The 24,700-nt window shown below is 54.1% G+C and carries 19 protein-coding genes; 6 read left to right on the plus strand and 13 right to left on the minus strand.

What is annotated here, in order from left to right; all coding sequences use genetic code 11:
• Positions 1-2: 2 nt before the first annotated feature.
• Entirely contained in the window at positions 3-1,109 is a 1,107-nt protein-coding gene (locus H9S92_RS05820; protein WP_187465777.1) for a flavin monoamine oxidase family protein, read from the minus strand.
• Positions 1,110-1,769: 660 nt separating this feature from the next.
• On the opposite strand from H9S92_RS05820, the gene aroB reads away from it, so the two are divergent.
• Positions 1,770-2,837, plus strand: coding sequence for a 3-dehydroquinate synthase (gene aroB, locus H9S92_RS05825; RefSeq protein ID WP_187465778.1), 1,068 nt, complete (start codon positions 1,770-1,772; stop codon positions 2,835-2,837).
• A 427-nt stretch (positions 2,838-3,264) separates the two neighbouring features.
• Here the strand turns inward: aroB and bshC are convergent, their stop codons facing one another.
• On the minus strand, positions 3,265-4,857 hold the full coding sequence (gene bshC, locus H9S92_RS05830; RefSeq protein WP_187465779.1) for a bacillithiol biosynthesis cysteine-adding enzyme BshC: 1,593 nt from the start codon (positions 4,855-4,857) through the stop codon (positions 3,265-3,267).
• A 181-nt stretch (positions 4,858-5,038) separates the two neighbouring features.
• On the opposite strand from bshC, the gene glpK reads away from it, so the two are divergent.
• Positions 5,039-6,535, plus strand: a complete 1,497-nt coding sequence (glpK, locus tag H9S92_RS05835) for a glycerol kinase GlpK (RefSeq protein ID WP_222935993.1) — start codon at positions 5,039-5,041, stop codon at positions 6,533-6,535.
• 300 nt (positions 6,536-6,835) lie between these two features.
• On the opposite strand, the gene H9S92_RS05840 is transcribed toward glpK, so the two are convergent.
• The 11 genes from H9S92_RS05840 to H9S92_RS05890 form a co-directional block, all read right to left on the minus strand.
• Positions 6,836-7,564 carry a class I SAM-dependent methyltransferase gene (locus H9S92_RS05840; protein WP_187465780.1) on the minus strand — a complete coding sequence of 243 codons (729 nt, stop codon included), beginning with the start codon at positions 7,562-7,564 and terminating at the stop codon, positions 6,836-6,838.
• A gap of 269 nt (positions 7,565-7,833) precedes the next feature.
• Positions 7,834-8,721, minus strand: coding sequence for a WD40 repeat domain-containing protein (locus H9S92_RS05845; protein WP_187465781.1), 888 nt, complete (start codon positions 8,719-8,721; stop codon positions 7,834-7,836).
• Entirely contained in the window at positions 8,715-9,482 is a 768-nt protein-coding gene (locus tag H9S92_RS05850) for an SH3 domain-containing protein (RefSeq protein WP_222935994.1), read from the minus strand. The genes H9S92_RS05845 and H9S92_RS05850 overlap by 7 nt, the downstream gene beginning before the upstream one ends.
• A 448-nt stretch (positions 9,483-9,930) precedes the next feature.
• Positions 9,931-11,043, minus strand: a complete 1,113-nt coding sequence (locus H9S92_RS05855) for a hypothetical protein (protein WP_187465783.1) — start codon at positions 11,041-11,043, stop codon at positions 9,931-9,933.
• 411 nt (positions 11,044-11,454) lie between these two features.
• Positions 11,455-11,871: a hypothetical protein gene (locus tag H9S92_RS05860; protein WP_187465784.1), complete on the minus strand. Its 417-nt coding sequence runs from the start codon at positions 11,869-11,871 to the stop codon at positions 11,455-11,457.
• Positions 11,849-12,412: a hypothetical protein gene (locus H9S92_RS05865; protein WP_187465785.1), complete on the minus strand. Its 564-nt coding sequence runs from the start codon at positions 12,410-12,412 to the stop codon at positions 11,849-11,851. The genes H9S92_RS05860 and H9S92_RS05865 overlap by 23 nt, the downstream gene beginning before the upstream one ends.
• A gap of 87 nt (positions 12,413-12,499) precedes the next feature.
• The gene (locus H9S92_RS05870; RefSeq protein ID WP_187465786.1) at positions 12,500-13,417 is read right to left on the minus strand and encodes a hypothetical protein; all 918 of its coding nucleotides are present in this window, start codon (positions 13,415-13,417) and stop codon (positions 12,500-12,502) included.
• A gap of 112 nt (positions 13,418-13,529) precedes the next feature.
• The gene (locus H9S92_RS05875; protein ID WP_187465787.1) at positions 13,530-13,988 is read right to left on the minus strand and encodes a hypothetical protein; all 459 of its coding nucleotides are present in this window, start codon (positions 13,986-13,988) and stop codon (positions 13,530-13,532) included.
• A 148-nt stretch (positions 13,989-14,136) separates the two neighbouring features.
• Complete coding sequence (locus H9S92_RS05880; RefSeq protein ID WP_187465788.1) at positions 14,137-14,562, minus strand: hypothetical protein; 426 nt, start codon at positions 14,560-14,562, stop codon at positions 14,137-14,139.
• Positions 14,563-15,107: 545 nt separating this feature from the next.
• Positions 15,108-17,030 (minus strand): plastocyanin/azurin family copper-binding protein, encoded by a 1,923-nt coding sequence (locus H9S92_RS05885; protein ID WP_187465789.1) that lies wholly within the window; start codon positions 17,028-17,030, stop codon positions 15,108-15,110.
• Positions 17,031-17,080: 50 nt separating this feature from the next.
• Positions 17,081-18,763 carry a PA14 domain-containing protein gene (locus H9S92_RS05890; RefSeq protein WP_187465790.1) on the minus strand — a complete coding sequence of 561 codons (1,683 nt, stop codon included), beginning with the start codon at positions 18,761-18,763 and terminating at the stop codon, positions 17,081-17,083.
• Between the two features lie 443 nt (positions 18,764-19,206).
• Here H9S92_RS05890 and H9S92_RS05895 point away from each other — a divergent pair, with 443 nt between their 5' ends.
• The 4 genes from H9S92_RS05895 (at position 19,207) to H9S92_RS05910 (ending at position 24,572) form a co-directional block, all read left to right on the plus strand.
• Positions 19,207-19,677, plus strand: a complete 471-nt coding sequence (locus tag H9S92_RS05895; protein ID WP_187465791.1) for a single-stranded DNA-binding protein — start codon at positions 19,207-19,209, stop codon at positions 19,675-19,677.
• 572 nt (positions 19,678-20,249) lie between these two features.
• A complete protein-coding gene (locus H9S92_RS05900; RefSeq protein ID WP_187465792.1) occupies positions 20,250-21,296 on the plus strand; it encodes a glycoside hydrolase family 26 protein in 1,047 nt (348 codons plus the stop codon).
• A 487-nt stretch (positions 21,297-21,783) separates the two neighbouring features.
• Positions 21,784-23,313, plus strand: a complete 1,530-nt coding sequence (locus tag H9S92_RS05905) for a SulP family inorganic anion transporter (RefSeq protein ID WP_187465793.1) — start codon at positions 21,784-21,786, stop codon at positions 23,311-23,313.
• Between the two features lie 56 nt (positions 23,314-23,369).
• Positions 23,370-24,572, plus strand: coding sequence for a THUMP domain-containing class I SAM-dependent RNA methyltransferase (locus H9S92_RS05910; protein WP_187465794.1), 1,203 nt, complete (start codon positions 23,370-23,372; stop codon positions 24,570-24,572).
• Positions 24,573-24,700 lie beyond the last annotated feature (128 nt).

The following is a 24,700-nucleotide window of genomic DNA, read 5'->3' on the forward strand; positions in this document are numbered from 1 at the left end:
GACTACCCGACCAGCAACTGCTCCACGGCGCTTTTGGCGGATTGGGCGGCGGTGTGGACCGAGACCCAATCTTCCCCATCGGTAAATGCGCCCCCGGCAAAGTAAATTTTTTCCGCCACGGGTTGGCCCAGTTCCCGGACCTTTCGCCAGTCTGCGTAGTCACTCAGGTATCCGCCCCTGATGAAGGGTTCATTGTTCCAGTTTTGGGCGATGTGCTTGACGTAATTCGGGGTGGCGCGGTTGGCGTAGCGAGCATCCAGTTCGCCCAAAATGGTGGCTTTAAACTGCGCATCGGAAAGTGAGAGGTAATCGCGCGCGGGGGTACCTACGGCGAACAAGCCCAGGATGTTCCGGTCCGTATTTTGCCCGAACGCGGCGTCGTAGAATATCTTTTGTCCGGCGCTTTCCGGGGTGATGGTAAACGCCCACTCGGCATCGTAGAACTTTTCGGAGAACTCAAAAAATGCTTTGAAGCCATCCCAGACGGTCATTTCGGCCACGGTCTCCCGTTTGCTGGCGGGGAGGGCGGGCGTGAAGAGGATGTCTCCCTCCTGCAAAATCTTCAGGGGTACGGCCAGGACTACCTTATCCGCCACGTAGACTCCCCCTGCCGTCGTGATGACGGTGCGTTCGGCAGCATAATCAATGGACTGGACCACGGTACTGTAGCGGATACGGGCGCTAAGCGGCGGGACGATGTAATCCTCAAAAAATTGGAACCAGGAGTAGTTGACGAACTTTCGATCTGGCGCATCGGGGATGGTTTGGATGTTGACCTGAACGGTGGGGTCATTGACAATTTCCTGAAATACACTGGCATTGGTTTCCAACCATTCCGCCCCCAGGGGGATGGGGAAGTCGGCGAAGTCCCGGTTAATTTTCATCCGCCCGCCGAAGACGGGGGAGGCCTCCAGGATTTCGACGTCAATACCTTGTTGTTGGAGCAAATAGGCGGCGGAAAGCCCGCCGGCGCCGGCACCGATGACGATTACCTTCCCGGAGAAATTTGGTTGGCGCGCGTCGGCTTTTCCGCAGGCCGCAAGCGCGGCTTCCAGGGGGAGGCTCACGCCGAGGATGCCGCACATTTTAATAAACTCTTTTCTGGTCATGGCAAATGACTGGGTGATGTAGTGGAGCAAGGCTAACGCATTCTCCCTCAACTTGAGGTGTATCCTTCAATAATTTTTAAGCGCTTTCGATCCGCAGTAGGGTCTGGTTGCGGGTGTCCCCACTCGAACGGCCATGATTCGGGTGGGGACACCCTCAACCGGGAATTTTCTGAACGGTGGGCACCCCGAAGGCTAACGCAGCGATGTTTAACTCAGGGCATGCTTCCTTCGCTGTTTTTAAGGGTTTTCGGTTCGCAGTAGGGTCTGGTTGAGGGTGTCCCCACCCGAACGGCCATGATTCGGGTGGGGACACCCTCAGCCGGGAATTTTCGTGAAGCGTGAACATACCGAAACTACCACAACCGTTCTTAGCCCAAGCTATGCTTCCCTCCATGTTATAAAGGCTTTCAATCCGCAGTAGGGTCTGGTTGAGGATGTCCCCACCCGAACGGCCATGATTCGGGTGGGGACACCCTCAACCGGGAATTTTCTGAACGGTGGGCACCCCGAGATTCACCCCACAAAAATTATTTCCTTGTTGCGGGAGCCCCTCCCCTGCTCTTCCGGAGGCGCGGGCCTTTGCACCTGCGACCGCGCCCCCTTGCCCATCTCCGCGGCTGCGCTACCTTTGGGCCGCAAGGACAGCAAAAACAGAGGGCCATGACTTTACCCGTAGCGGACGCGTACAACATAGAAATTGGGGGCATCGGGGCGGGGCATTTCGAGTGGCTGCGGGCGCGCGACTACGCTGGGTGGGTCGTTTTTGTGGACACCAACACGCGCGAGCACTGCCTGCCGCTGCTGGCGGGTTACCTGGACCACCCGAACCTGGCCATCATCGAAGTGCCGCCGGGCGAACCGAATAAGCACCTGGGCACCTGCCAGCGGATGTGGGAAGACATGTTCCGCGCCGGCGTCGGTCGCCGGTGGTGCGCCATCGGCCTGGGCGGCGGGGTGCTGGCGGATATGAGCGGTTTTGTGAGCGCCACTTTTAAGCGGGGGATCGACTTTTTGCAGATTCCCACCACCCTGCTGTCGATGGTCGATTCGTCGGTGGGCGGAAAATTGGGCATCGACTTTTTCGACGTAAAAAACAGCATCGGCGTATTTGCCAACCCGATTGCGGTGTGGATCGACCCGGTTTTTCTGCAAACTTTGCCGCCGCGGGAAATCCGCTCCGGCTACGCCGAAATCATTAAGCACGGCCTGATTGCCGATGCCGGGCAGTGGTGGGAGCTGCAAAACATTCGCGCGCTGGAGGGGGTGGATTGGCAGCGGATCATCCCAAAGAGCGTAGACGTAAAACGGCGCATCGTTCTGGAAGACCCGTTTGAAAAAGGCTTGCGCAAGGCACTCAACTTTGGCCACACGATCGGGCACGCGATCGAGTCCTATTTCCTGGCCACGCCCCAGCGGCTTTTCCACGGCGAAGCGATCGCCGCCGGCATGATCATGGAAGCCTGGCTGAGCCACCAACTCGACGAACTCTCCGCCGCCGATCTGGAAACCATTACCCGGTATTTTCTCCACCACTACGGCCACCAGCCCATCCCCGCCGCCGCCTTTGACACCCTGCTGGCGCTGATGCAACAAGACAAGAAAAACGAGGACCACCGGATTAATTTTACCCTGCTCCACGCTCCCGGAAAGGCGCGGATTAACGCTACGGCTACGGGGGAGGAGATTTGGGGGGCGGTAGGTTATTATAATGAGCGAATGCGTGAATGAGTACAATGAGTGAATGCGTGAATGAGTACAATGAGTGAATGCGCGAATGAGTGAATGAGTGAATGGCTACCGCACGTGATATGCGAGCCTGGTGATTATTCATTCAGCGATGGCTTGGTTAATGCGTGAATGAGCGAATGAGCGAATGGCTATCGCACGTGATATGCGAAACTGGTGATCATTCACTCAGCGGTTGCTTTTTGAATGAGCGAATGCGTGACCGCCGTAGTCAGCAGCGTAGCTAATAACCGAATAATTAAATGAGCTACCGCACGCCATATGCGCGCTTAAGGATTAGCCACTCAGCGGTCGCTTGTTGAATAAAGAAATAATTGAACTTTCCCGCAGCCAGCGCGAATTAATGCCTTGCGGTAGCCCTATCCCGTGCGGTAGCTTATTCACGCATTCACTCATTGTACGCATTCACTCATTCACTCATTATCACCACCATCCCTTCCTGGAGGGGGTTGAGCGCCTCGATGAGGGTATCGAAGAGCGGTTCGCCGACTTCGAGGTAGAGGTTCAGGAAATTGTCGGTTCGTTCCTGGAGGCTGTTGTTGGGAAAGAGTTTTTCGCGGAGGGCGCGGATTTGCTCGATGGCCTGGTCGAAGCGTTGTTTTTCGATGCGGCGCAATCGTCCTTCAAAATTTTCGATGACTTTGGCCTGGCGGGTGGCGTCGGCTAAGGCGGCACCTTCGAGGGTGGGGTCAACGGCTTTGGCCTTGGCGGCGATGCTGTTGTAGAGGTCGTGGAGCTGGGCGAGCTCGGGGGCCAGGGAGAGTTGGTTGGTGGACTGTTCGGCGACGTAATCGCGGATGATGAGGTCCGTCGCGCGGAAGAGCTGGCGGTAATCGAGGCCCAGCTTCGCGATTTTTTTCTGGCTTTTCTGGTCGATCCACAGCACGGAGTTGCGGCGGATGAGCATGGGGAAGTTGAGGCCGAAGACGGCAAACTGTTCCTTGCGTTCCAGCCAGTAGGCGATCTCTCCCCCGCCACCGACGTAGGCCAGGTTGGGGAAGGTGAACTCCTGGAACAGGGGGCGCATGACGACGTTGGGGCTGAAGCGCTCCGGGTGGTCGTGGAGCTCCTGGCGGAGGGCTTCGCGGCTGAAGACCAGCTCGGTATTGAGGATTTGGTACTGTTCTCCGTCCTGGACGATGCGGTCGCGGCGGCCGGGACTGAGGTAGAAGAGGTTGATGTCGCGGGCGTGGGCCTGACCGGAGAAGCCCGCCTCGGCGAGTGCCGCCTGGGTCTTCTCGATGAGGGGTTGGCTGACTTGCTCGAAGATCTCCCGTTCCATGATGGGGCGGAAGGCGGCCTTGAGGGCGGGGCGGCTGGGGTCGGCGACGACGAGGCCGGTACCAGAAAAGAGGTCGTGGACAAACGCCACGGTCGCTTCCCCGTAGGTCGCGTAGCCGGTGTAGGCGCGGTGGAAGCGCTGGTAGATGTCCCAGGGCGTGACGTCGCCGCCCAGGATTTCCCGCAGCGTGGCCAGGACGGGGCCCAACGTGGCGGTGCTCATGGCCCCGACGGCTCCGCCTTCGTCATTTTCCCAGGTGATGCGCTGCCCGTTGATGCGGGCGTGGTTGATTTCCTCGAAGTCGTGGTCTTCGCCGCCGGTGATGAAGACGGGGACGACGTGGTGATCGGGGTAGCGTTCGTTGAGTTGCCGGGCCAGGTTGATCGTTGAGCAGATCTTGTAAATGAAGTACAGGGGGCCGGTAAACAGGGCGGGTTGGTGGGCGGTGATGACGGTCCAGGCATTGCCGTTCAACAGGCTCTGCACCTGCGTCCGCGCCAAATCTGCGTTCGGCAAACCCGCGTACTGATCGAGCAGTTCCCGGACCAGCAGGGCGCGATCGGTGGCGTCTTTGGCCTTATCGGCCATCACGTCGGCGAAGGACTCGAGGGAGACGGGGTAGCGGAAAAAGGGGCGTAATGCGGGGTCGCCGGTGGCGTAGGCTACGTCGTTGGCGGAAAACTGGGGAACCTCCTGGAAAGGAATGTGGTCAATTTGCATGGATGTCTTTGGTGGCGGCGCCAATGACCGGCGAAAGTACGGTGGTAGAGATCGGGATAGCAACCCGCCGCCGCGCCTTTAAGTTTAGCGGCGGGCGCAAATGCGGGGGGCGCTGCATTTCCCCATCCGGCGTAAATTCGTTAACATTGCCAGCCGGAAACATAGCCAGCCGACCGCGATCATGCCAAAATACATTCTTTCCCTCGACCAGGGCACCACCTCCTGCCGCGCCATCGTGTTTGACCACGCGGGCGACATCAAGGCCATCGCCCAGCGGGAGTTTACCCAGTTTTACCCGCAATCTGCCTGGGTGGAACACGACGCCAACGAAATCTGGAAAACCCAGCTGGCCGTGACCCGCGAAGCCATCGAAAAAAGCGGCATTCAGCCCGACGAGGTGGCTGGCATCGGCATCACCAACCAGCGGGAAACCACCCTGATCTGGGACCGCAAAACCGGCGAGCCCATCCACCACGCCATCGTTTGGCAAGACCGCCGCACGGCGGCTTTTTGCGACGAACTGAAGGCCCGCGGCCTCGAAGACCACGTGCGCGCCACCACCGGACTGGTGATTGACGCCTATTTTTCGGGCACCAAAATCAACTGGCTCCTCGATAACGTACCCGGCGCGCGCTCCCGCGCCAAGGCCGGGGAACTGGCCTTCGGCACCATGGACAGCTGGCTGGTGTACAAACTCACCGGCGGCAAAACCCACGTGACCGACGTGACGAACGCCGGGCGGACCATGCTTTTCGACATCAAAAAGCGGTGCTGGGACGAGCGTTTGCTGCGGGAGCTGGACATCCCGGCCGACCTCCTGCCCACGGTAAAAAGCAGCAGTGAAATTTACGGACAGACCGACGCGGCGCTCCTCGGCGCGGCCATCCCCATCTCCGGCATGGCGGGCGACCAGCACTGCGCGCTCTTCGGGCAGGCCTGTTTCTCGCCCGGGCAGGCGAAAAACACTTACGGCACGGGCTGTTTCATGCTGATGAACACGGGCACGGAGGCCGTCACTTCCCACAATGGTTTGCTGACGACGGTGGCCTGGGAAGTCGACGGCGTGATGGAATACGCCCTCGAGGGGGCGGTATTCATTGCCGGGGCGGCCATCCAGTGGCTGCGCGACGGGCTGAAGCTCATTGACGAGGCGGCCGACAGCGAATTTTACGCCAGGAAGGTGAAAGACACCGGTGGGGTGTACGTGGTGCCGGCCTTCGCGGGCCTCGGCGCGCCGTACTGGGATATGTACGCCCGCGGGGCCATTTTTGGCCTGACGCGCGGCACGACCAAGGCCCACATCGTGCGGGCCACCCTGCAGAGCCTCGCCTACCAGGTGCGCGACGTACTCGATGCGATGCAAAAAGATTCAGGCAAAGACCTGACCACTTTGCGGGTGGACGGCGGGGCGAGCGCCAATAATTTATTGATGCAATTCCAGGCCGACATCCTCGGCACCCGCGTGGAACGGCCCGAGATTGTGGAAACCACCGCCCTGGGCGCCGCGATGCTGGCCGGCCTGGCCGTAGGTTTCTGGACCAAAGCCGACCTGGAAAAAACCTGGAAGCTCGACCAGCGCTTCGAAGCCGAAATGGACGCCGAGAGCCGCGAGACGCGCTACCGGGGTTGGAAAAAGGCGGTGCAGCGGAGTATGGATTGGGAGGATGGGGGGTTGTAGTTTAGTAGTTCATAGTTCAGTAGTTCAGTAGTTCTGTAGTTCAGCGTGGAAGTGGGGAAAATCAGCTGGCAAAAGTTAAGCCTGGTGCTTATTTGCTTGGCGTTGCTGGAGCCTATTGCACTACTGAACTATGAACTATTGAACTGATAAAAAGGGCGCGGCCGCAGGTGCTCCCCCCCGGCCCCCCGAAGGGGGGAGTTAGGACGCCCCCCGGCCCCCAAAGGGGGAAGAGCAGGGGGAGGGAGGACGAGCGAGCTTATTAGGATTACGCTGTAAATATAGGCTACATCGCTTTATCCACTATTTTCGTCCTACTATGCCCGTAGCGCAGCCGAAGAAATATTCCCTGACTTGCACGTCCATTCCCTCTTTCGCCAAGAGGTCTTTAAAGTCGGTGCAATTTTTAAATTTCTCGCAGTACACGCCCAGCATCCGGTAATCCAGGGCGTTGCCCATGAACAACTTACCGATGACGGGTACTACTCTTTTTAGGTAAAACATGAAAGGGATTCTGAGCACCCAGCTGGCGGGGACGGATACCTCAATCAAAGCAATTTGTCCGCCAGGTTTTAAGACTCGGTACATTTCCTGAGCCAGGATTTTTTGCTTCGCGGGAGAAAAGGTTTTTAGCCCGAAGGTGGAGATAATGAAATCTGCCGAAGCAGCTGGCAGACTATTTTCCAGGATATTTTCTTCCAGGATGCTGACGTCCCAACTGCTTTTCTTGTGCAGCTTTTTTTTCGCCTCCTTATTCATTTCAGAAGACATGTCGATGCCGACTAATTTTACCTTTTTGTTTTGCATGACCAGGTGCCAGCTCTCGCCCATCCCGGACATGAAATCGTAGCCCTCTTGCAGGTCTTCCTTCCAATCGATTTCATTGACGCACTGCTTTCTCCATAGTTCTGTAAATCCGAAGGAGGACAGGTAATTGAGGACGCCGTAGGTTTCGGACATTCTGTTGAACAAGGTCTCTACGAACTCGTCCTCGTAGATCGTGTTCTTCTCCTTAATTTTATTGCGTATCAACTGGAGTCTGCTTTGCTGGGGTTAATTTAGGATGCGGGGCGCGCTGTTGCTTTGGCACCTTTGGTCCGTTCTGCACCAAACATACGCTGCTGGTTTTGGTTGGCCAAACAGTGGAGGTCGGGCGGAAGAGGATGGAACGGAGACGGGGGGGGGAATGTCCTAGATGGGTTGGGTGACGCTGAGGGGCTGGGCGGCACTGCGCAGCAAACGGATGATTTTCAGGAGGTACTATTGAACCAACTAAATGAGCTTAGCATCAGCCATTGAATTCAGTATTTGTTGATTTTTATTTCTTCAAAATCATCAACATAATCAAACACCTCACGCACACCACCTTTACCTCGTATTACCACCAAGCCTGAGGGGTAAAACCCTATGGTATCCTCCATTTGCTGCCCTTTCATTCTCCTGTACCTTAGCGTTCTATCTGCTGGATTAAAAACATATACTGTTTTATCAGAAGAAGTGCTGCCGCTTTCGTATAAAGTTGCAATGAGTAAATGACTGTCTTGTACATTCCCCGGATTTGACCACATTTCCTCCTCACACTTCCCCAAAATGAAGATCTTTCTTCCTGTGGTTAAATCTACAGCCTGAATGGACTCTATATCGTTACGCGAGGATGTACCAGACATTATCGTATTGTAATCATTCGAGAAAACGGAATTCACCAGTTGGCTTCGGTCCTCACTGTATGGATGCATCAGGGTTCCGCTTGCATCATAAAGACTTACCGTCGAAGCACACGAAAGGTATTCATTGTCTTCGGACATGCGGTATAGGCCATAGTTTACATAAACTTTGCAATCGTCGTGAATGACTACATCTGCTTGACTGTTGAGGTAAACGATTTTTTCCTCGCTGGAGGGGTCCAGGTATTGGCGGGAGTATTCCTGCGCCTCGGCAGGAGACAGGTGGTAGATGTTCATACCGTAGCTGGCATCAATAGATTTTCTCTTAAACGGAAGTTTGTTGTAGGGGTTTTCCTGAAAAAGATTGATGCTGCGAATTAGCTCATTGGTCTTAGGGTGGTAGAAGTTGAATTTTCTTTCCTCAAAAGAAGTGTTCACCTCTCTGCCTACAGGGCATTGCGCAGCGGCTACTACTGACAGAAGGAAACCCAGCAGTAGTATAATGTGCTTTACTAGGCTTAACATGCTGATGACGTTTCAAAAATAACCATTTCTCTCAATATTGTAATAGTAATCTGGACATCTACACCGTGGGTAAACATAAATCCTAGAGTTCTAAATTGCTCTTCCTCAACAAACCTATTCTTATACAGCCTGAGCCCTCCATGCTCCCTTGCCAAATCACTATTTTTCAAAAACAGAACAATTTCTTCCATTGAAAATCCAGGCAATATGATTCTAATATAAGCTGACTTTTCCCCTGAATTTAAAAGGCTTACGCCTCCCCCATAGTACGTCTCTCGAAAAAAATAATCACCATCAGATGCTTCCTTATGGCTAAGCAGGCCAAATTCACGTGATAAATAGTCATGGAGCCCCTCCGAATATCTATTTTCTAATATTCGTGGTGCAGCATATTTAGATAAATAGCCATCAAAAACATATCCCTCCAGATCGCCATACATAACTTTCACCCATTTTCCGCTTAGTGATACTTCCACATAATCCGGTTCATCTTCTCCTTGAAAGGCCGAGGTTAGTTTTATTTCTTCTTCATGAATCCTAAAAAGTTTCGTTGACTTCACTATTACTTTACCCCCGTAAGGTATCACACCCATTCTTTGTCCAGACAAGGAATTAGTATCACGAATACTTAATCCTCCTTCTGCCCAAACCATCAAAGTATCTCCTTTGAAATAACTGTTTATAGCGAATCCTTCACCTGCTGTAAAAACAGTTAAAGCAATTAAAATCAGGTATTTTTTCATTATTTTAATAATTTTCATCCTAGTGAAAGGCATTTACTCTGCCGCCGTGACAACCCTGCTTAACAATAGCCCTTTTAGTTGCGCGCCAGCTATCGACACCGCTGGCGTAGGTCCGCCAGCCGCAATCCAGAAGAGTGTAGGGTGTAGAGGAAGGTCAAGTATATAAGGTTTTCGTGGACAGGAAGCGCCGATGTGCTGCCTGAAAAGCTAAAAGCGTTGACAAGTTAAGGTTTTTTCCGGGCATGGTACTGGTTCCCAAGAAAATTTTGGTTGGGAAATCGCTCTAGTGGAGAACTGAGTGGGATTGGTTGCCTGAGGTGGAATGGAAACTAGGGGGGATGGAATCTACACGCTGGGGTGGGTGGGGACCTTTCGGGCCGGAGGGGGTGCGCAGTAAACAGATGAGTGCCAGATACAAGGAGAAATTGGCAACACACTTTAGGCAATACCCCTAATAATGTTCAGCTTATTCATTGCAAGTGTTTTTATTTTTCACAAAATCATCCTTGTAAGACAATGTTTCAACCAACGTATTATTGGCGTAAATTTGAACGCCTTCACTAATTCTCCTAAAATCAGGAATTAAATATGTATATTCAAATACTTCATTATCAACCAGTACAAATTCTTTCACAGACCATTCATCGCTATCAAAATATTGCTGCATATAGGGTAAGTTGTTACGAGAGTCATACCCGGCATAAAACAAGTACCCTTCCTCGCTTTGAAAGCAAATTCTATTGTTGGTTAAACTATATACTGAACACATTTGCGACCAAAACTCATCATCTAGCAACCTATCTCCGAACTTGTGATTTGGAACTTGATGAGTAAAGAGTAAAGTCTCTTTATTTTTTGGAGCTACAATTTCGGAAATACTAAATGGAAGGTTAATTGTCTCACCAATTTTTTCATTCCCTTTTGAGTTGTAAACGATCAGGGTAGTTACACCTGGATAAGGAACATTTTCTAGGATTTCATTTCCCGGCAATAGGTTAAGTCCAAAATGCAAGACAATTGGACACTGGGAACAGGTAGTTACTACCCGTTGAGGTACATTAATTTCCGATACATGATATTCGTCTATGATCCCATTAAACTGCTCGACGTTAACAACATCAGAAATATCTTTAATCGACAAATTTACCTTTTTATTTATACCAGCCAATTGATGATGTGATTCATCGTCGTATCCCTTTTGAAAAAACGGATTCAGATCACTCAATCTTATTTCATTCTCTACACTTTCCAATTCCTTATCGTACCAAATGACATAGTCTTCAGCATTAATTTTACGGTTAAATAGTGTATAAAGAGTGCTTTCATCGTTGTCTTGTAAAACAGATACCCCTTCAATGAAAAATTCATCATGCTCCTCTATAATTTCAAGAATCTTAGGGGGAATATGTCCATCATGAGAACTAACTTTACGTTGAATGATTAATTCCTTGCTCTGCTCAGACTTAAAATCTGCGGTAGATGTCTCTTGACCATTCTTATTTTGACTAGATATACAATTTATAAACATTAAAAATATTGGGAGGAAAAGTAACGCAGTTATGTGAATACCTGGTTTCATAAAGTATAGGATTAATTTGATTTGTTAATGAGGTGCCTGGAACTAAAATCGCAGAAGCCCTGTATAAAACCAACATTTAAAATGCACCAACCATTATTTGGGTAACTATTCCACCTTCTGGCGACACAATTGCCTCGCCATCATGGAATTCTATAGAATCTTGGTCTCTGAAATCCAAGCCAGTATGCCACCTATTCCCCACTGCGACGTGCCGCTTATCATAATCACTAGATATATCTCTCTGTCGCCAATTATTTAAAGAATCTCTATAGTCCCTTAAGGGAGCAGTACCAGTTTGATTCAAGGAATAATTAGCACAACGTCGGTACTGCATACCCAAGCTTTGCCCCAGCAGGCCACTAGTGTTAATCAAGCCAAGCAGCATAACCACTATTATCATTTTAAAATTCATTATAGCTCAATTTTTTTGTATCCAAGTTCCTGAAGGATTAGTTTGGGATCTTTATCAGGTTGTTCTTTCATCCTGAAATACTCAATTCTACTCAACTCTTGCAATTCTGCTTGGGTTTTCGGCATCGGCTTAGCCAGAATAAAGTCTTCCTCTGGAAAAAAGTGGTAGAGAAGTTCATCGGAGGCATGAGGCCAAGATTTGGCTAGTGAGTTAAAAACAATGTCTCTACCCCATCCGCCAGGTATTATTTTTTTAATTACTTTACATGATAATACATCAACAAAATAAATAGTTGTTGGATGCAATTGCCCCCCTCCTTCCCCCCATTGCTCTGCACTTATTACTGCTACAATAGAGTTAGAATCATTACTACTCAAGCCTGTAGCAGGAACATCAAGCATTACAAAATCTTCCAATTTCCCCTTTATTGGAGTAGCAGGGAATTGCCGACTTACCTCCTAGGTAAACGATATCTTCTGCCTCAGAAAGCACAGGGTTGTTCAGTCCTACAGCAGCGAAAACACGTTGCGTATAAGCCGAATAGGTTCTCTTATCGTAGATATAATCAATAGCATCAGCTACATAAACCCAGGAGTATATCTTACTTCCATCAGCGGGGTAGTCTTCCTTTGCCACTACCATTTTTATACTTTCCAGCAGGGCTTTCTTTTGGGAAGCATCGCTATAATCCAGCACGAAATTGGTAAAGCTGTGTTTGCCGTCCGTCACCTGCGGGACTTTGGCATTCAAAAACGGGTTTTCTTCGGGCACGAGCTCTGGCGCCTGAAGCCTCACTTGGTGCTTAAGTTTCTCTTCCTGGATTGTCATTTCTTCTTTAGCTACGGTATCTTCAATCGGTGGCTTAGCAAGGAGCATTTCCTCGGAACGGCTTCCATCCGAGCACGACGTTAAAAGCAGGAGGAGGACCAGGCTGTAAGCGGCGTGGGTGGGGCGCATGGGTTTGGTTTTTGCTGAGAGAGGAGCGCTAAAGAAAAGGTTGGAGGGCTTGCCTACCTGTACGGCCCCAAGATACGACGCGTCGTTTTATTTTATTTCTATTATTCGTTCTTCAATATGTATCGTTCCTTGGGCTTCAACCCTTTTGGTTTGAATGCTGTAGATTAACCAGCCAGTTTCGTGGAGCATTGAAGCTGTTGAGATCACATTGGTCATTTGTCCAATGTCTTCTTTCGTAGGTGCAGGGATTTTCATGGATTCTGACAAGGATTTTAGATAATTGTAAGTCACCTCGGTCAGTTGGCCTGAGTCAATTTCTTGACTGGAACGTATTATGAAATTATTGTCTTCTGGATTCAATTCATCAAGGGACAAGGTGACTTTAGAGTCAAGTGGTTTATTTTGGTCATACATGTTTGACACCGGCAACGGAAATTCTAAAACTTCTCCAAGAAAGTACCTGCCACCGTGAAAAGTATGAAACTGTTGAGCGTCTTGAATTGCTGTCGCTTCGATTCCTTCTTTGGTCAAGTACATGTTTTCCAATTTCTTGAACAATTGTTCTAGTTGGGGTGCATCTTGAAATTCATCTTTCAAGGGCTGGATGGATTTCTCCATGTATTCGCTTACTTCCTTCCAGTTTTCCACACCTTTCATGACTCCAAACTCATCTGTCTCAATTATTACTTTAATGTCTTCGGAAAGGGCGGTAATTTTCTTGACAATTTCACTGGTTGAGTTTGTCTTGTAGTTTTTGTAAAACCACTCGACCAGATACGAATTTTCGGTTGAGTCAATAACTGTAATATCTACGTCATAGGTCATTAACACATTTTCAGTTGTGTCTTCGCCTTGTAATTTTATCGTTTGGAAAGACATGCTATAGCTCTGTTTTTCGCCGATGCTCCAGTAGGAAATAACTTGAGCGGTCGAGTCTTCCATACTAATCTGGCCAAAGGCGGTTGTGGCAAACAGTGTTAAAAGGAGGGTAAAGAGTTTGTTCATTGATTTTTTGATGTGAGAATTAACGGTAGCCCCCCCTGCTTGGCGGACGACTGACGGGGAGAGAGTAGGCGTGGTGCCAATTGCTATCTATGGTAAAGATATTATATAATTATCAGTATCCATCTTCAACTTCCTTTTTTATCAATTCATAATTGCATTTGCTGTAATAAGAATATATCCTCAAGTACCCTTGCTGGATTCTTTTGTTCATCTTACCCCAATATCCATACTCAAATCCTTTTTCAGTTGCGCTCATCAATTCAAAGAAATCGGCACTAACTTTTTTACTCATCATATTTGTTGTTTTCATTCCACCTCGGCTCGAAAAGTCTATTATCGAATTCAGGAAATTAGAAACATGCTGGTTTGAAGAGTTGAACGACTTGACTAACTCTGCTGTGTAATCAAATTGGTTCTCCAATTGGACCACTATTTCATTTATTTCTTTCTTGCCATCTGCATGCTTTTTCAATGCATAAAACATTTTCAGCAGATTTTCCAATTCAGGCTCAATCATTTTCATGAAAGATTGAACTTCTCCGATTGTTGAGATTTCACGTTTAACTTCCATTCTTATTTTTAGAGCTATTTTTAAAGAAAATGAAACCAATCGATCTGCATATGCCTTGTGGCGGCTTCGACGTGTTTGCCTGTCCGCCGGAAACAAAGCTGACTAGGGCGCGGAAACCTTGCTCTTGGGCGTTCAACCGCCTGCGTGATTAGCCATCGCTTTTATTTTTCAGCAGATGTTGGTATTTCTTTTTATTTTTCAAGTGTTTACCTTTTGCAACGACCCACTGCGATTCATCTTCTAAATCTTCAATCATGAAGTCGACTGGCTCCCCTACACCACCTGGATTATCATACCAATAGATTAAACGTACGTTGTCACAATCCATAAAGTATTCGTAAGAATGTCCGAAAAAGTCTCTTTTTTCCGTGCGCAACCAGAAAACGTCAATTTTTCCTCCAATTCTCTCTGACCAATTACACTCTTCAGTCAACATTTTGAATTGAACCTCCAGTCCTCTTTTCTCTATGATGGAACTATCAATAGATTCAGCTGGGAATCTTGAGGCCCTTTGACCAAAAGTAGTATTCGAGATGATTAAGGTGAGGAAACCTAATAGGACTGATTTGATCATTTTTCGTGATGTTTATTTTCAAGGATGGCTAACTACCTTATTCCCAGCCCCCCCTCTACCACAGTTGCCATTCCCCTCCCGAACAGGTCAGGACTAAGGCTAACGAAGCTACTAGCCTGAAGATCAAATACCGGCGCATCCCATAAAGCAGACTTCGCACCTTCACGGCCTCCCTGCCCCGCCAGCAGCTGGATCCGCTTCCAATGGACGTCCGAGAACCGTAGCGCCAGCCGCAATCCAGAACGGTGTAGGGTGTAGAGGATGGTCAAGTATATAAGGTTTTCGTGGACAGGAAGCGCCGATATGCTGCCTGAAAAGCTAATAGCGTTGGCAAGTTAATGGTATTTTTCCGGGATTGAACCTATGCCGGAGAAAATTCTGGACGGTTTTTCGCTTTAGTGTAGGAGAAATTGATCGGGTTAGTTGAGGTATACCGATCGAAAACGAGAGGATCAAATCCCCTCGCTACGCTGGGCGACCCTCCAGGTCTGGGCGGGCGCCACACCAACCTACATGCATTTCAAAAGGGCTCCTAATCTAATGGCCTACTCCACCTTCAACACCCCCCGCATCTGCTGGTAATGGCCGGGGACGGTACAGACGTACTCATACAGGCCCGGCTGGGTGGGGGCGCGGAAATAAATGACGTCGTCCATTTCGGGTTCGACGAGGATGGTGTGGACGAGGACGTCTTCCATATCGGGGACGTAGTTCATGGCTAGTCCTTGCAGGCCGAGTTCGCCGGCGGCCTGGCCTACTTTGTCGCCTTTTTTGCCGGAGGTGAGCACGAAGTTGTGCTGCATATCATCGGGGTTGCGGAAGGTGAGGCGGACTTTGGCACCGGCCTTGACGGTGAGGTAAGTCTGCTTGAACTTCATCCCTTTGGCGGATTCGAGGAGGAGGTCGGTATCCACCTTTCCGTTCCAGTCGGAGGGCATGGTGGTGGGGTGTTTGGCGCTGCTGGCCTCCGCGCCCAGCTCCTCCGTCGTGGCCACTGCACCTGCGTCCGCGCCCGATTGACCGGGAATGGCGTTGAGCGTGTAGTAGGCAAAATCGTGGAGCAGGCGGGTGCCCGCGGCGGCCCGGACGCCACTCACTTTCACCTCATAGATGTAGCCCGGGCGGAAATCGGCGAGCGTGAGGCGGACGGTCTTGCCATCGGGCTCCAGCGTGGCAGCGCTGACCGGATTGGCCTGGATATCGACCGTGGGGCTGCCGTAATTATGGTGGTAGCGGTAGGTAAAATTCTGGACCGTGAAGGAGCTATTGCGCACGGTCGCGGCGTCTACCGGCGCGGTGAACTCGATGAGAAAGCCCGATTCGGCGGCGGTAATTTTGTACATCTCGAAGGGTACTTTGCCCGTCCAGCGCAGTCTTTCCAGCGCAAATTCTTCGCCACCAGTGGCGGCCCAGCCCCGGGCGGTTTGGCCAGCGTAGAGCGTGTTATCCTGGTTAAATGACAGGCGCAGCAGGCCGGAGGAAAAGCCTTCGACGAAGGGAAATACGGCGCCCTGGTATTCGCCATTGACCTTTTCCAGCGCTACGCGCATGATTTTGCTCTGGCCCTGGTCGCTGACGAACATTTGGTTGGTGAAGGGCCCGAAGCCGCCTTCGGTGCGGTCGGTGATGATGGCTGCCGTGGAGATGCCGAGGATGCCGTGGGGGAACCAGACGGCGGGCAGTTTGAGGCCGGGGAGCTCGGCTTTGGCGCGGTACATGGTTTGGAATTCGTCCGTCACTTCCGCTTCGCGGAGGGCGACGGTGGAGCCATCCTGGTCGGCCCAGGCCAGGCTGGCGGGGTGGCCGGCGAAGTCGCCCTTGGCCAGGTGGGTGATGCGGCCCGAGCCGATCCAGTCGCCCTGGTTTTCGGCCACGAAGACGTCGCCCTCCGCGTTGGTGCCGAAGCCCGCGGGGCTGCGCATGCCGGCGGCGTAGGGGATGATTTTATTTTCCTGGGGGTCGTACTGCAGCATCCAGCCGCGCCATTTGGACTTGCTGACGCCCTTGCCTTCCCAGCCGACGTTGAGCGTGGTCAGCATACTGCCATCGGGACGAAAGAGGGGGCCGTAGTGGTATTCGTGGTAATTGCCGGTGAGGGGGAGCTCGTAGACGGTCTCGAAGAGATCGGCGCGGTCGTCGTCGTTACTGTCCGTCAGCTTGGTGACTTCACCGCGCTGGGAGACGTAGATGGCGCCATCCTTTACGGCCAGGCCGAGGGGCTCGTGGAGGCCGCGTGCGAAGCGGGTGTAGGTGGCTTGGTCTTCCAGGTCACCAATCAACCAAACTTCTCCGCGGCGGGTGCAGACGGCCAGGCGGCCGTCGGCCATGAAGTCCATGCCCCCCACTTCCAGGGCGACGCCATCGGGCACCGTAATTTTTTCGATCTGGTAATAATCGGCTTCCTGCTGGGCGGAGAGTCCGGCGGCGGAAAGCAACAGTACGAGGAGGGGAAGGAAAAACTTTGGCATGGCGGAAAAGTGTAAAAAATGTAAAAAGCGTTTGTTGGGCGGCGTGTGGATTACCAATCCATTCGGTAGCGGATGTGCCCTTTGGCGCGCATGTGGGCGATGAGACGGTCTTTGCCCGCACTGCGCTGGAGGGTGAGGCCGCTGCCGTCGTAGCTTTCGATTTTCAGGCGGAGGCCGGGGCCCTGGAGTTCGTATTCGCCGGGGGCGATTTCCTTGATGCTCCGGGCGGCGGCCAGTTGGGTGAAGGTGTGGGGGGTACCGCCAGCCATGAAGGTGAGTTCGCGCAGCAGGCCTTGGCCAGTGGGTTGGAGCTTATCGGAGACGGAGCCGGGGCCGTAGGTAAAGTGAAAGGTGGGGCGGCCGAGTGAGTCAAGTTCGTAGGCGCTCAGGCTGAAGTCGTCTTCTTCCGAAGGCAATGGTTCGGCGGGCCAGGCGTCGGTGGCGGAAGCGGCCCACTGCGGAGACCCATCGAAGGCCAGGGCCGCGCCGAGGGGGCGCATGACCTGGGGCTCGCCGCGGTCTGCCCACATATCGTAGGCATCGGCAAAGCCGCCGCGCCAGACCTGGAGGAGGGCACCCGTTTGCAGGTCGAGGGAGTAGTGGGGCCCGGTGCCTTCCCCGACGCTGATGACGTGGGTGCGTTTGGTGGCCTCTTCGTACATCCTGGGCGCGGGGAAGTAGAGGAAGCTGCGGAGGAGGTAAGGCTCGTCGTCGGTCTCCACCACCAGGGGCTCGCTGGCGGCGGGGGTGGCGATGGCCTTGTCGCCGCTCATGCTGTTGAGGATGCCTTCGGGCTGGTCCTTGAACTGGTAGGTGACGTCAAAGGCATTCCAGCCACCGGTTTGGATGTATTCCAGGCGCACGTCGTGCGGACCAGCGGAGAGCGTGACGGGGGCAGTGGTTTCCCGTTGGTTGTGGGTGCCGGGATTATCGATGACGAGGTTACCGTCAATGTACATCCTGGCGAGGGTAGAGGAAAAGATCCGGAAGGTGTAGGTACCCGCCTCGGGGATTTCCAGGGTGCCGAAAAAGCGCGCGGCGTAGTTGTTGACTTTGCGGATGTTGTTGAGGTCCAGGCGGTGGATGTAGCCGGAGGCGGTGGGGGTGAGTTGGGCCCAGTTGCTGACGTCTTTGGTGTTCTGCGGCAGCTCGTAGTAGTCGTAGCGGAGCAGGGGCATGTTCAGCACGACGTTGCCGTCGGGATCAACGCTGGAGCTGCGGCCGGCGACGGAGCCCTGGCGCAGGTTGGCCAGCTCTACGCCACCGCTTTGCACGGCGAGGGTGAGCGGACCGGCCGGGGCGGTGCTGGCGGGCAATTCCTGCTGGTAGTAGATCAGGTTGCCATCTAAGTACAGGGCAACGAGCAGCGCGGGGGTGGTGGCGGTAGGTGCCTTGAACTGCAATTCCAGATCGTGCCAGTAGCCAATGCCCGTTTCGGGCGTCATGCGCTTGGTCGCGCCGGCCACATCGAGGGAAGGCAAGGCGATGGGGTATTTGCCCTGGAGGGTGAGCGTGGCTGAGGACTCCGCTTCCGCCCGGTAGGACAGCCGCAGGGTGAGGTCTTCGTGGCTGCTGAGCAATTCCACCTGGTCCCGCACCGGCCCTTCGACCGTGTAGGGGATTTCAGTCAGTCCATCACTGGCGGCTTCGGCGGAGATATTGACCACATCCAGCTTGAGTGGATCGGAAGAACAGGCTACAAAGAGCAGCAGCAGGGGTAAAAAACGCAACATGGGCATTGATCACTAAGCGAGGTAAAGGGGAAGTGCGCCCAAAATAGGGTATTCCCGCTAGTCGGAGGGACCGGGGCGAAAAATTCCTGTCTGCCCTGCCCTGACGGCTGGCTGTCCGAAAGTCGATTCTGCCGAACTTTTCGAAAACGATGCAAAAAAGGGAGAAAAAAATTTCTTGAGCAGGATTTATCGCAAAACATTCACTATCAATGTTTTAGCTCATTTTTTATCGTATTTATACGTTTTTATACGAATAAAAACGCAAGTATATGTTTAAAAAACGATTGCGATTTGCCCATCCCATCACCTTTGCACTGTCACCGATTGAACGGGATGGCTGCTGGGTAGCACCAGTAGTTTGGCCTTACACCCGATGACGACTTCATCCATCACCGGAGCGTGTTTCATACCATACCAACGCGTTCCACAAACTTTTCTTTACCATGCAAGTTCGCAATTCCATCACCCTCATTGGCAACCTCGGTTCCGCACCCAAAACCACTGTCCTGCCCTCCGGCACCACCGTTACGGATTTCAGTCTCGCCACCAACGAGTACTACCGCGACAAAGACGGCAACCGGCAGACGCGTACCGAATGGCACCGCATCAAGGCGTTCGGCAAGACGGCCGAGATCCTCAGCAAGTACCTCGACGCTGGTTCCCAGGTCGGCATTTCCGGCACGCTGCGCTACAACAAGTGGACGGACAAGTACGAGCAGCCCCGCACTTCCGCCGAGATCATCGTATCCGACTTCACCTTCCTCAGCCCCGGCAAGCAGAGCCAGGACGAGCCCATCGAAGCCTACGAAGAAAGCAGCCAGGTAGCCGAGCCGGAGCCCGCCAAAGCCTCCACCCGCAAGACCAAGAAGGCGGCACCGGCCAAGATGGAGCTGGAGGAAGAGCTGCCCTTCTAATCGATTTCCGCAGCGAGCGGCGTTTCCCTGCGGCCCAAAGCCGGGGGAGACGCCGCCGCCCTGCCCCCCTTCCGGCCCAGAGACAAAACCCAAACAGCAGACCTTTATTGACCTCGTGGGGGCGCAGACTTCGGTTTGCGCCTTCGCTGGTTTGGGGGGGGGAGCCGTGATGCTTTGGCTTGCCCGCAAAGGGGCCTCCACAGTCGCCTCCCAACCAGGGGAACAGCGGGTTTATCCCTTGCCGGCAGCTTGGCATTGCCTTACAACGGGACATTGCATCCTGCGGGCGCGCCCTGTACTTGACCGCTGGAAATAGCGGAGATTGTTGATCTTAGATCGAAAAAATATCGGAACCTTGGCGGAACATCGAAACCGTGTCAGAAATATCGAAAACGGTCGGAAGTTATCGAAAACGTGTCGGAAATATCGAAAACGTCGGGCTGCACCCGACGCTACGCAAGCGGCCCCTTCAGGGCCGGGAAGGGAGCGACACATTGCCAAGACGAGTCCCGTGCGGTAGCTCCTTTATTCCTTTATTCCTTTCCCCCTTTATTCCTTTCCCCCTTTATTCTATGGTCTTCACCAAATCCACCCAGCACCTCTACACCAACCTCGCCCACCTCGCGCAAACCCGCACGCTCTTCGGGCAGCAAGACGCGCTGGCCTACGGCGTTGGGTGGACGGCCCGTACCGTAGACCGCAGCGACGTCAAAGACACCTGCGGCAGTCATCCGGCGGTGTTTGGTTGGGACGTCGGGCGCATCGGGCAAGAAGAATACAACCTCGACGGCGTTCCTTTTCAGCGCATGCGCGAAGGCATCATCGCCGCCTACCGCGCGGGTGGGGTGAACACCATCAGCTGGCACCTCGATAATTTTTTGGGCGGCGACAGCTGGGCCGTCGGGCCGCCAACGGTACGGGCCATCCTCCCCGGAGGCTCCCACCACGCCATTTACCGGGAGCGGCTGGACCACCTGGCGGCCTTTTTCGACTCGCTCGAAACGGGTTTCCCTTACCCCCGGCCCATCCCCATCGTTTTCCGGCCCTTCCACGAGCACACCGGCAGTTGGTTTTGGTGGGGTAAGCCGCACGTGACGGCTGCCGAATACCGCGCCCTCTGGCAATTTACCGTCCATTACCTCCAGGACGAAAAACAAATCCACCACCTCATCTGGTGCTATTCCCCCGACGTATGCGAAACCGAGGAACAGTACCTGGAGTATTACCCCGGAGATGACTACGTCGATGTCCTCGGCCTCGATGACTACCACGATCTGGGCCGCTTCGGAAAGATGTCCGACCTGACGCGCCGCCTGCGGATGCTCACCACGCTGGCCGCCGCGCGCGGCAAAATCGCCGCCCTCACGGAAACTGGCGTAGAGGGCGTTCCCGACGCCCGTTGGTGGACCCAAACCCTCCTCCCCGCCCTCCACGCTGACCCTGCCGCCGCCCGGATTGCCTGGCTGCTCGTTTGGCGCAACGCCAACCACAAACACCACTACGGCCCTTATCCCGACCACCCTTCCGCCCCGGATTTTCGCGCTTTTGCAGCGGATGAGCGGATGGTGCTTTTGGACGGTGTTCCGCCGCTTTACGCTTCTTCTTTTTCACCACTATGAGCGTAAGAAAAACTAAGGGCCATTAAGCTTTGCTTTTTTATGCACTCCCCTTTTGTGTCGCTTTGTGCCCTTAATGCCTTTGTGGTTCAAAAAAACCGCGCAGCGGAAAAACCCATTGGAGCGCACCCCTAACCATTTTACCCCACCCCCAACCCCTCCCCAGAGGAGGAGGGGAGCCAAGAGGTTGACTTATCATTCTAAGAGATTTGATTTTAGAAAAGGATTACGTCAATGCCTTTGCGTTAAGCTAACGATCAATACACACCTCGGCTGATCATATGCTATTGAATAACAATTCTTTATAAACTAAACAAGACTGGAGCGGTCACCCCTCTCCATCGGGGAGGGGCCGGGGGAGGGGTATCATTCACGCCCCCCAAAACCTTCTCATCCTCCCTCCCACCAAGCAAGCCCCCCTCAAAAAACCCTACCTTTGCGCCTTTTTTCAGCGCTCCCCCCCCACCGAGCGCGCCCCAATCCTCAAAAAATGCAGAAATACCTCAACCTGTTCGACTTCAGCCAGCGGGTGGACTACCGGACCGAAATTCTGGCGGGCCTCACGGTAGCGCTGGCCTTGATTCCCGAGGCCGTCGCCTTTGCCCTCATCGCGGGCCTCGACCCTCTGATCGGCCTCTACGCCGCCTTCGTGATGGGCCTGGTGACGGCCATTTTCGGGGGTCGACCCGGTATGATCAGCGGAGCAACGGGCGCGGTGGCCGTAGTGATCGCCGCCCTGGCCCTCTCCCACGGCAAGGAATACGTCTTCGCCTGTGTCATCCTGGCTGGCCTGCTTCAAGTACTGGCCGGCGTCTTCCGCCTCGGCAAACTCATGCGCCTGGTGCCCCACCCCGTCGTCTTCGGTTTCGTCAACGGCCTGGCCATCATCATCTTCACCGCCCAGCTCGAGCAGTTCAAAGACCCCAGTGGCGCCTGGCTGACGGGGGCAACGCTCTTTACCATGCTCGCCCTGGTGGCCCTCGTGATGCTGATCATGTGGCTTTTGCCCAAAGTGAGCAAAGTCGTGCCTGCGGGTTTGGTCGGCATCCTCGTCGTATTCGGCCTGGTGACGTTCTTCCACATCGATACCAAGACGGTGGGCGACATCGCCTCCATCCAGGGCGGGTTCCCACCGCTGTCCATCCCCATGGTGCCTTTCACCTGGGCTACGCTGGAGATCATCTTCCCCTACGCACTGATCATGGCGGGGGTTGGCCTCATCGAGAGCCTGCTCACCCTCAACATCGTCGATGAAATCACCGAAACCCGCGGCCGGGGCAACAAAGAAGCCGTGGCCCAGGGCGTAGCCAATGTCCTCAGCGGCTTCACCGGCGGCATGGGCGGTTGTGCCATGATCGGCCAGAGCCTGATCAACATCAGCTCCGGAGCCCGCGCCCGCCTTTCGGGCATCGTTGCGGCCACCATGCTTCTGGTTTTCATCATGTTCGGTGCCAGCCTGGTCGAGCAGTTGCCCATGGCGGCGCTGACGGGCATCATGATCATGGTCGCCATCGGCACCTTCGAGTGGGCGTCCTTGCGCACCTTCGGCAAGATGCCCAAGTGGGATCTCTTCGTGCTGGTACTCGTCACCCTCATTACCATCGTCTTGCACAACCTGGCCCTGGCCGTGCTGGCCGGCGTCATCATCGCCGCCCTCGTTTTCGCCTACGAAAATGCCAAGATGATCCGCGCCCGCAAACGCATCGATGAAAATGGTGTGAAGCATTACGAGATTTTTGGTCCGCTCTTCTTCGGCTCCGTCGCCACGTTCAATACCAAATTCGATCCCAACAACGACCCCGACGAAGTGGTAATCGATTTCATGGAGTCCCGCGTGGTGGATATGTCGGCCATCGAAGCCCTCAACCGCATCACCGAACGCTACGCCAAACTGGGCAAAAGGGTGGTCTTGAAGCACCTTTCCCCCGATTGCCGCCGCCTGCTCGCCAAGGCCGAAGAAATCATCGACATCAACGTGACGGATGACCCCACCTACAAGGTGATGACGGATTTCGACTAGGAGGACCCTATCTTCGGGCGCTCATGGCCCTTTAGCGCAATGCTTTTTCCTGCGTTGTGCCCCTGCCAACCGCTTCCAAACGCTCAATCTCCGCTCCCATCGAAAATTTCGCCATCACAACTTTTGCCGGCCTCGAAGAGGTCCTGGCCGCCGAGATCACCGCCTTGGGAGCCACCGAAATCACGGTCGGCCGCCGGGTCGTCCGCTGCCAGGGCGATAAGACCTTCCGCTACCGCGCCAACCTCGAACTGCGCACCGCCATCCGCGTCCTGCGGGAAGTAGGGCAGTTCCGCGCCAACAATGAGCAGACGATGTACGACCGCTTGCGCGGCATCGACTGGGCCCCGTGGCTAAAAGTGGACGGCAATTTGTGGATCGACGTGGTCACCCAGTCGGAGCGCTTCCGCAACGGTGTCTACCTGGCCCAGCTGGCCAAAGACGCCATCGTCGACCAGTTCCGCGCCAAAACCGGCGAGCGCCCCAGTGTGAGTAAAGACAATGCCGACCTGACGATCCACCTCCACGTTGGCCGCGCCAACGAGGTGACCGTCTCCGTCGATGCCTCCGGCGAAGGCCTCCACCGCCGGGGCTACCGCAACCGCACCGGCGGCGCGCCCCTCAACGAAGTCTTGGCCGCCGGACTCCTCGCCCTGGCGGGTTTCGACGGCGAAGTGCCCTTCTGCGACCCCATGTGCGGCTCGGGCACCCTCGTGGCCGAAGCTGCCACCATCGCCGCCCACCAGGCACCGGGGCTCCACCGCGAGTTCGGCTTCCAGCGCTGGCCCGATTTTGATGCCGACCTCTGGTCTTCCATCCGCCAGGCCGCCCTCAACCGCATCCGCCGCCCACCCTACCCCATCCTCGGGGCCGACATCGACGAACTGACCACCAACCTCGCCAAAATTACCGTCGATCGCACGGGCCTCCTCCCCTACGTCGAATTCCGCGCCAGCGACTTCACCAAACTCCTCGCCCCACCCGCCATCCGCCCCGCAGCCGGCGGCCTGCTCGTCACCAATCCCCCCTACGAAATGCGCCTCCAAACGGGCGACATCCTCGGCCTCTACCAAAGCATCGGCGACGCCCTCAAACAGCACTGGGCGGGCTACACCGCCTGGCTCATCTCCGGCAACCCCGACGCCATCAAGTCCGTCGGCCTGCGCACCAGCCAGCGCATCCCCCTCATGAACGGGCCCATCGAAGTGCGCTTCTGCCGCTACGACCTCTACGAAGGCAGCAAAAAAACCGAGGCGGAATAAATACGCAGCACTATTTTACCCAGCGCATTTAGGGCGCGGCCGCAGGTGCCAGGAACAGTGAACTAGCAATGTATGGGACCACACACGCCCGACCCCGGCAGGGGTCACCACCGAAGGTAGCAGCGCAG

Source organism: Neolewinella lacunae, assembly GCF_014349155.1.
Taxonomy (GTDB): Bacteria; Bacteroidota; Bacteroidia; order Chitinophagales; family Saprospiraceae; genus Neolewinella; species Neolewinella lacunae.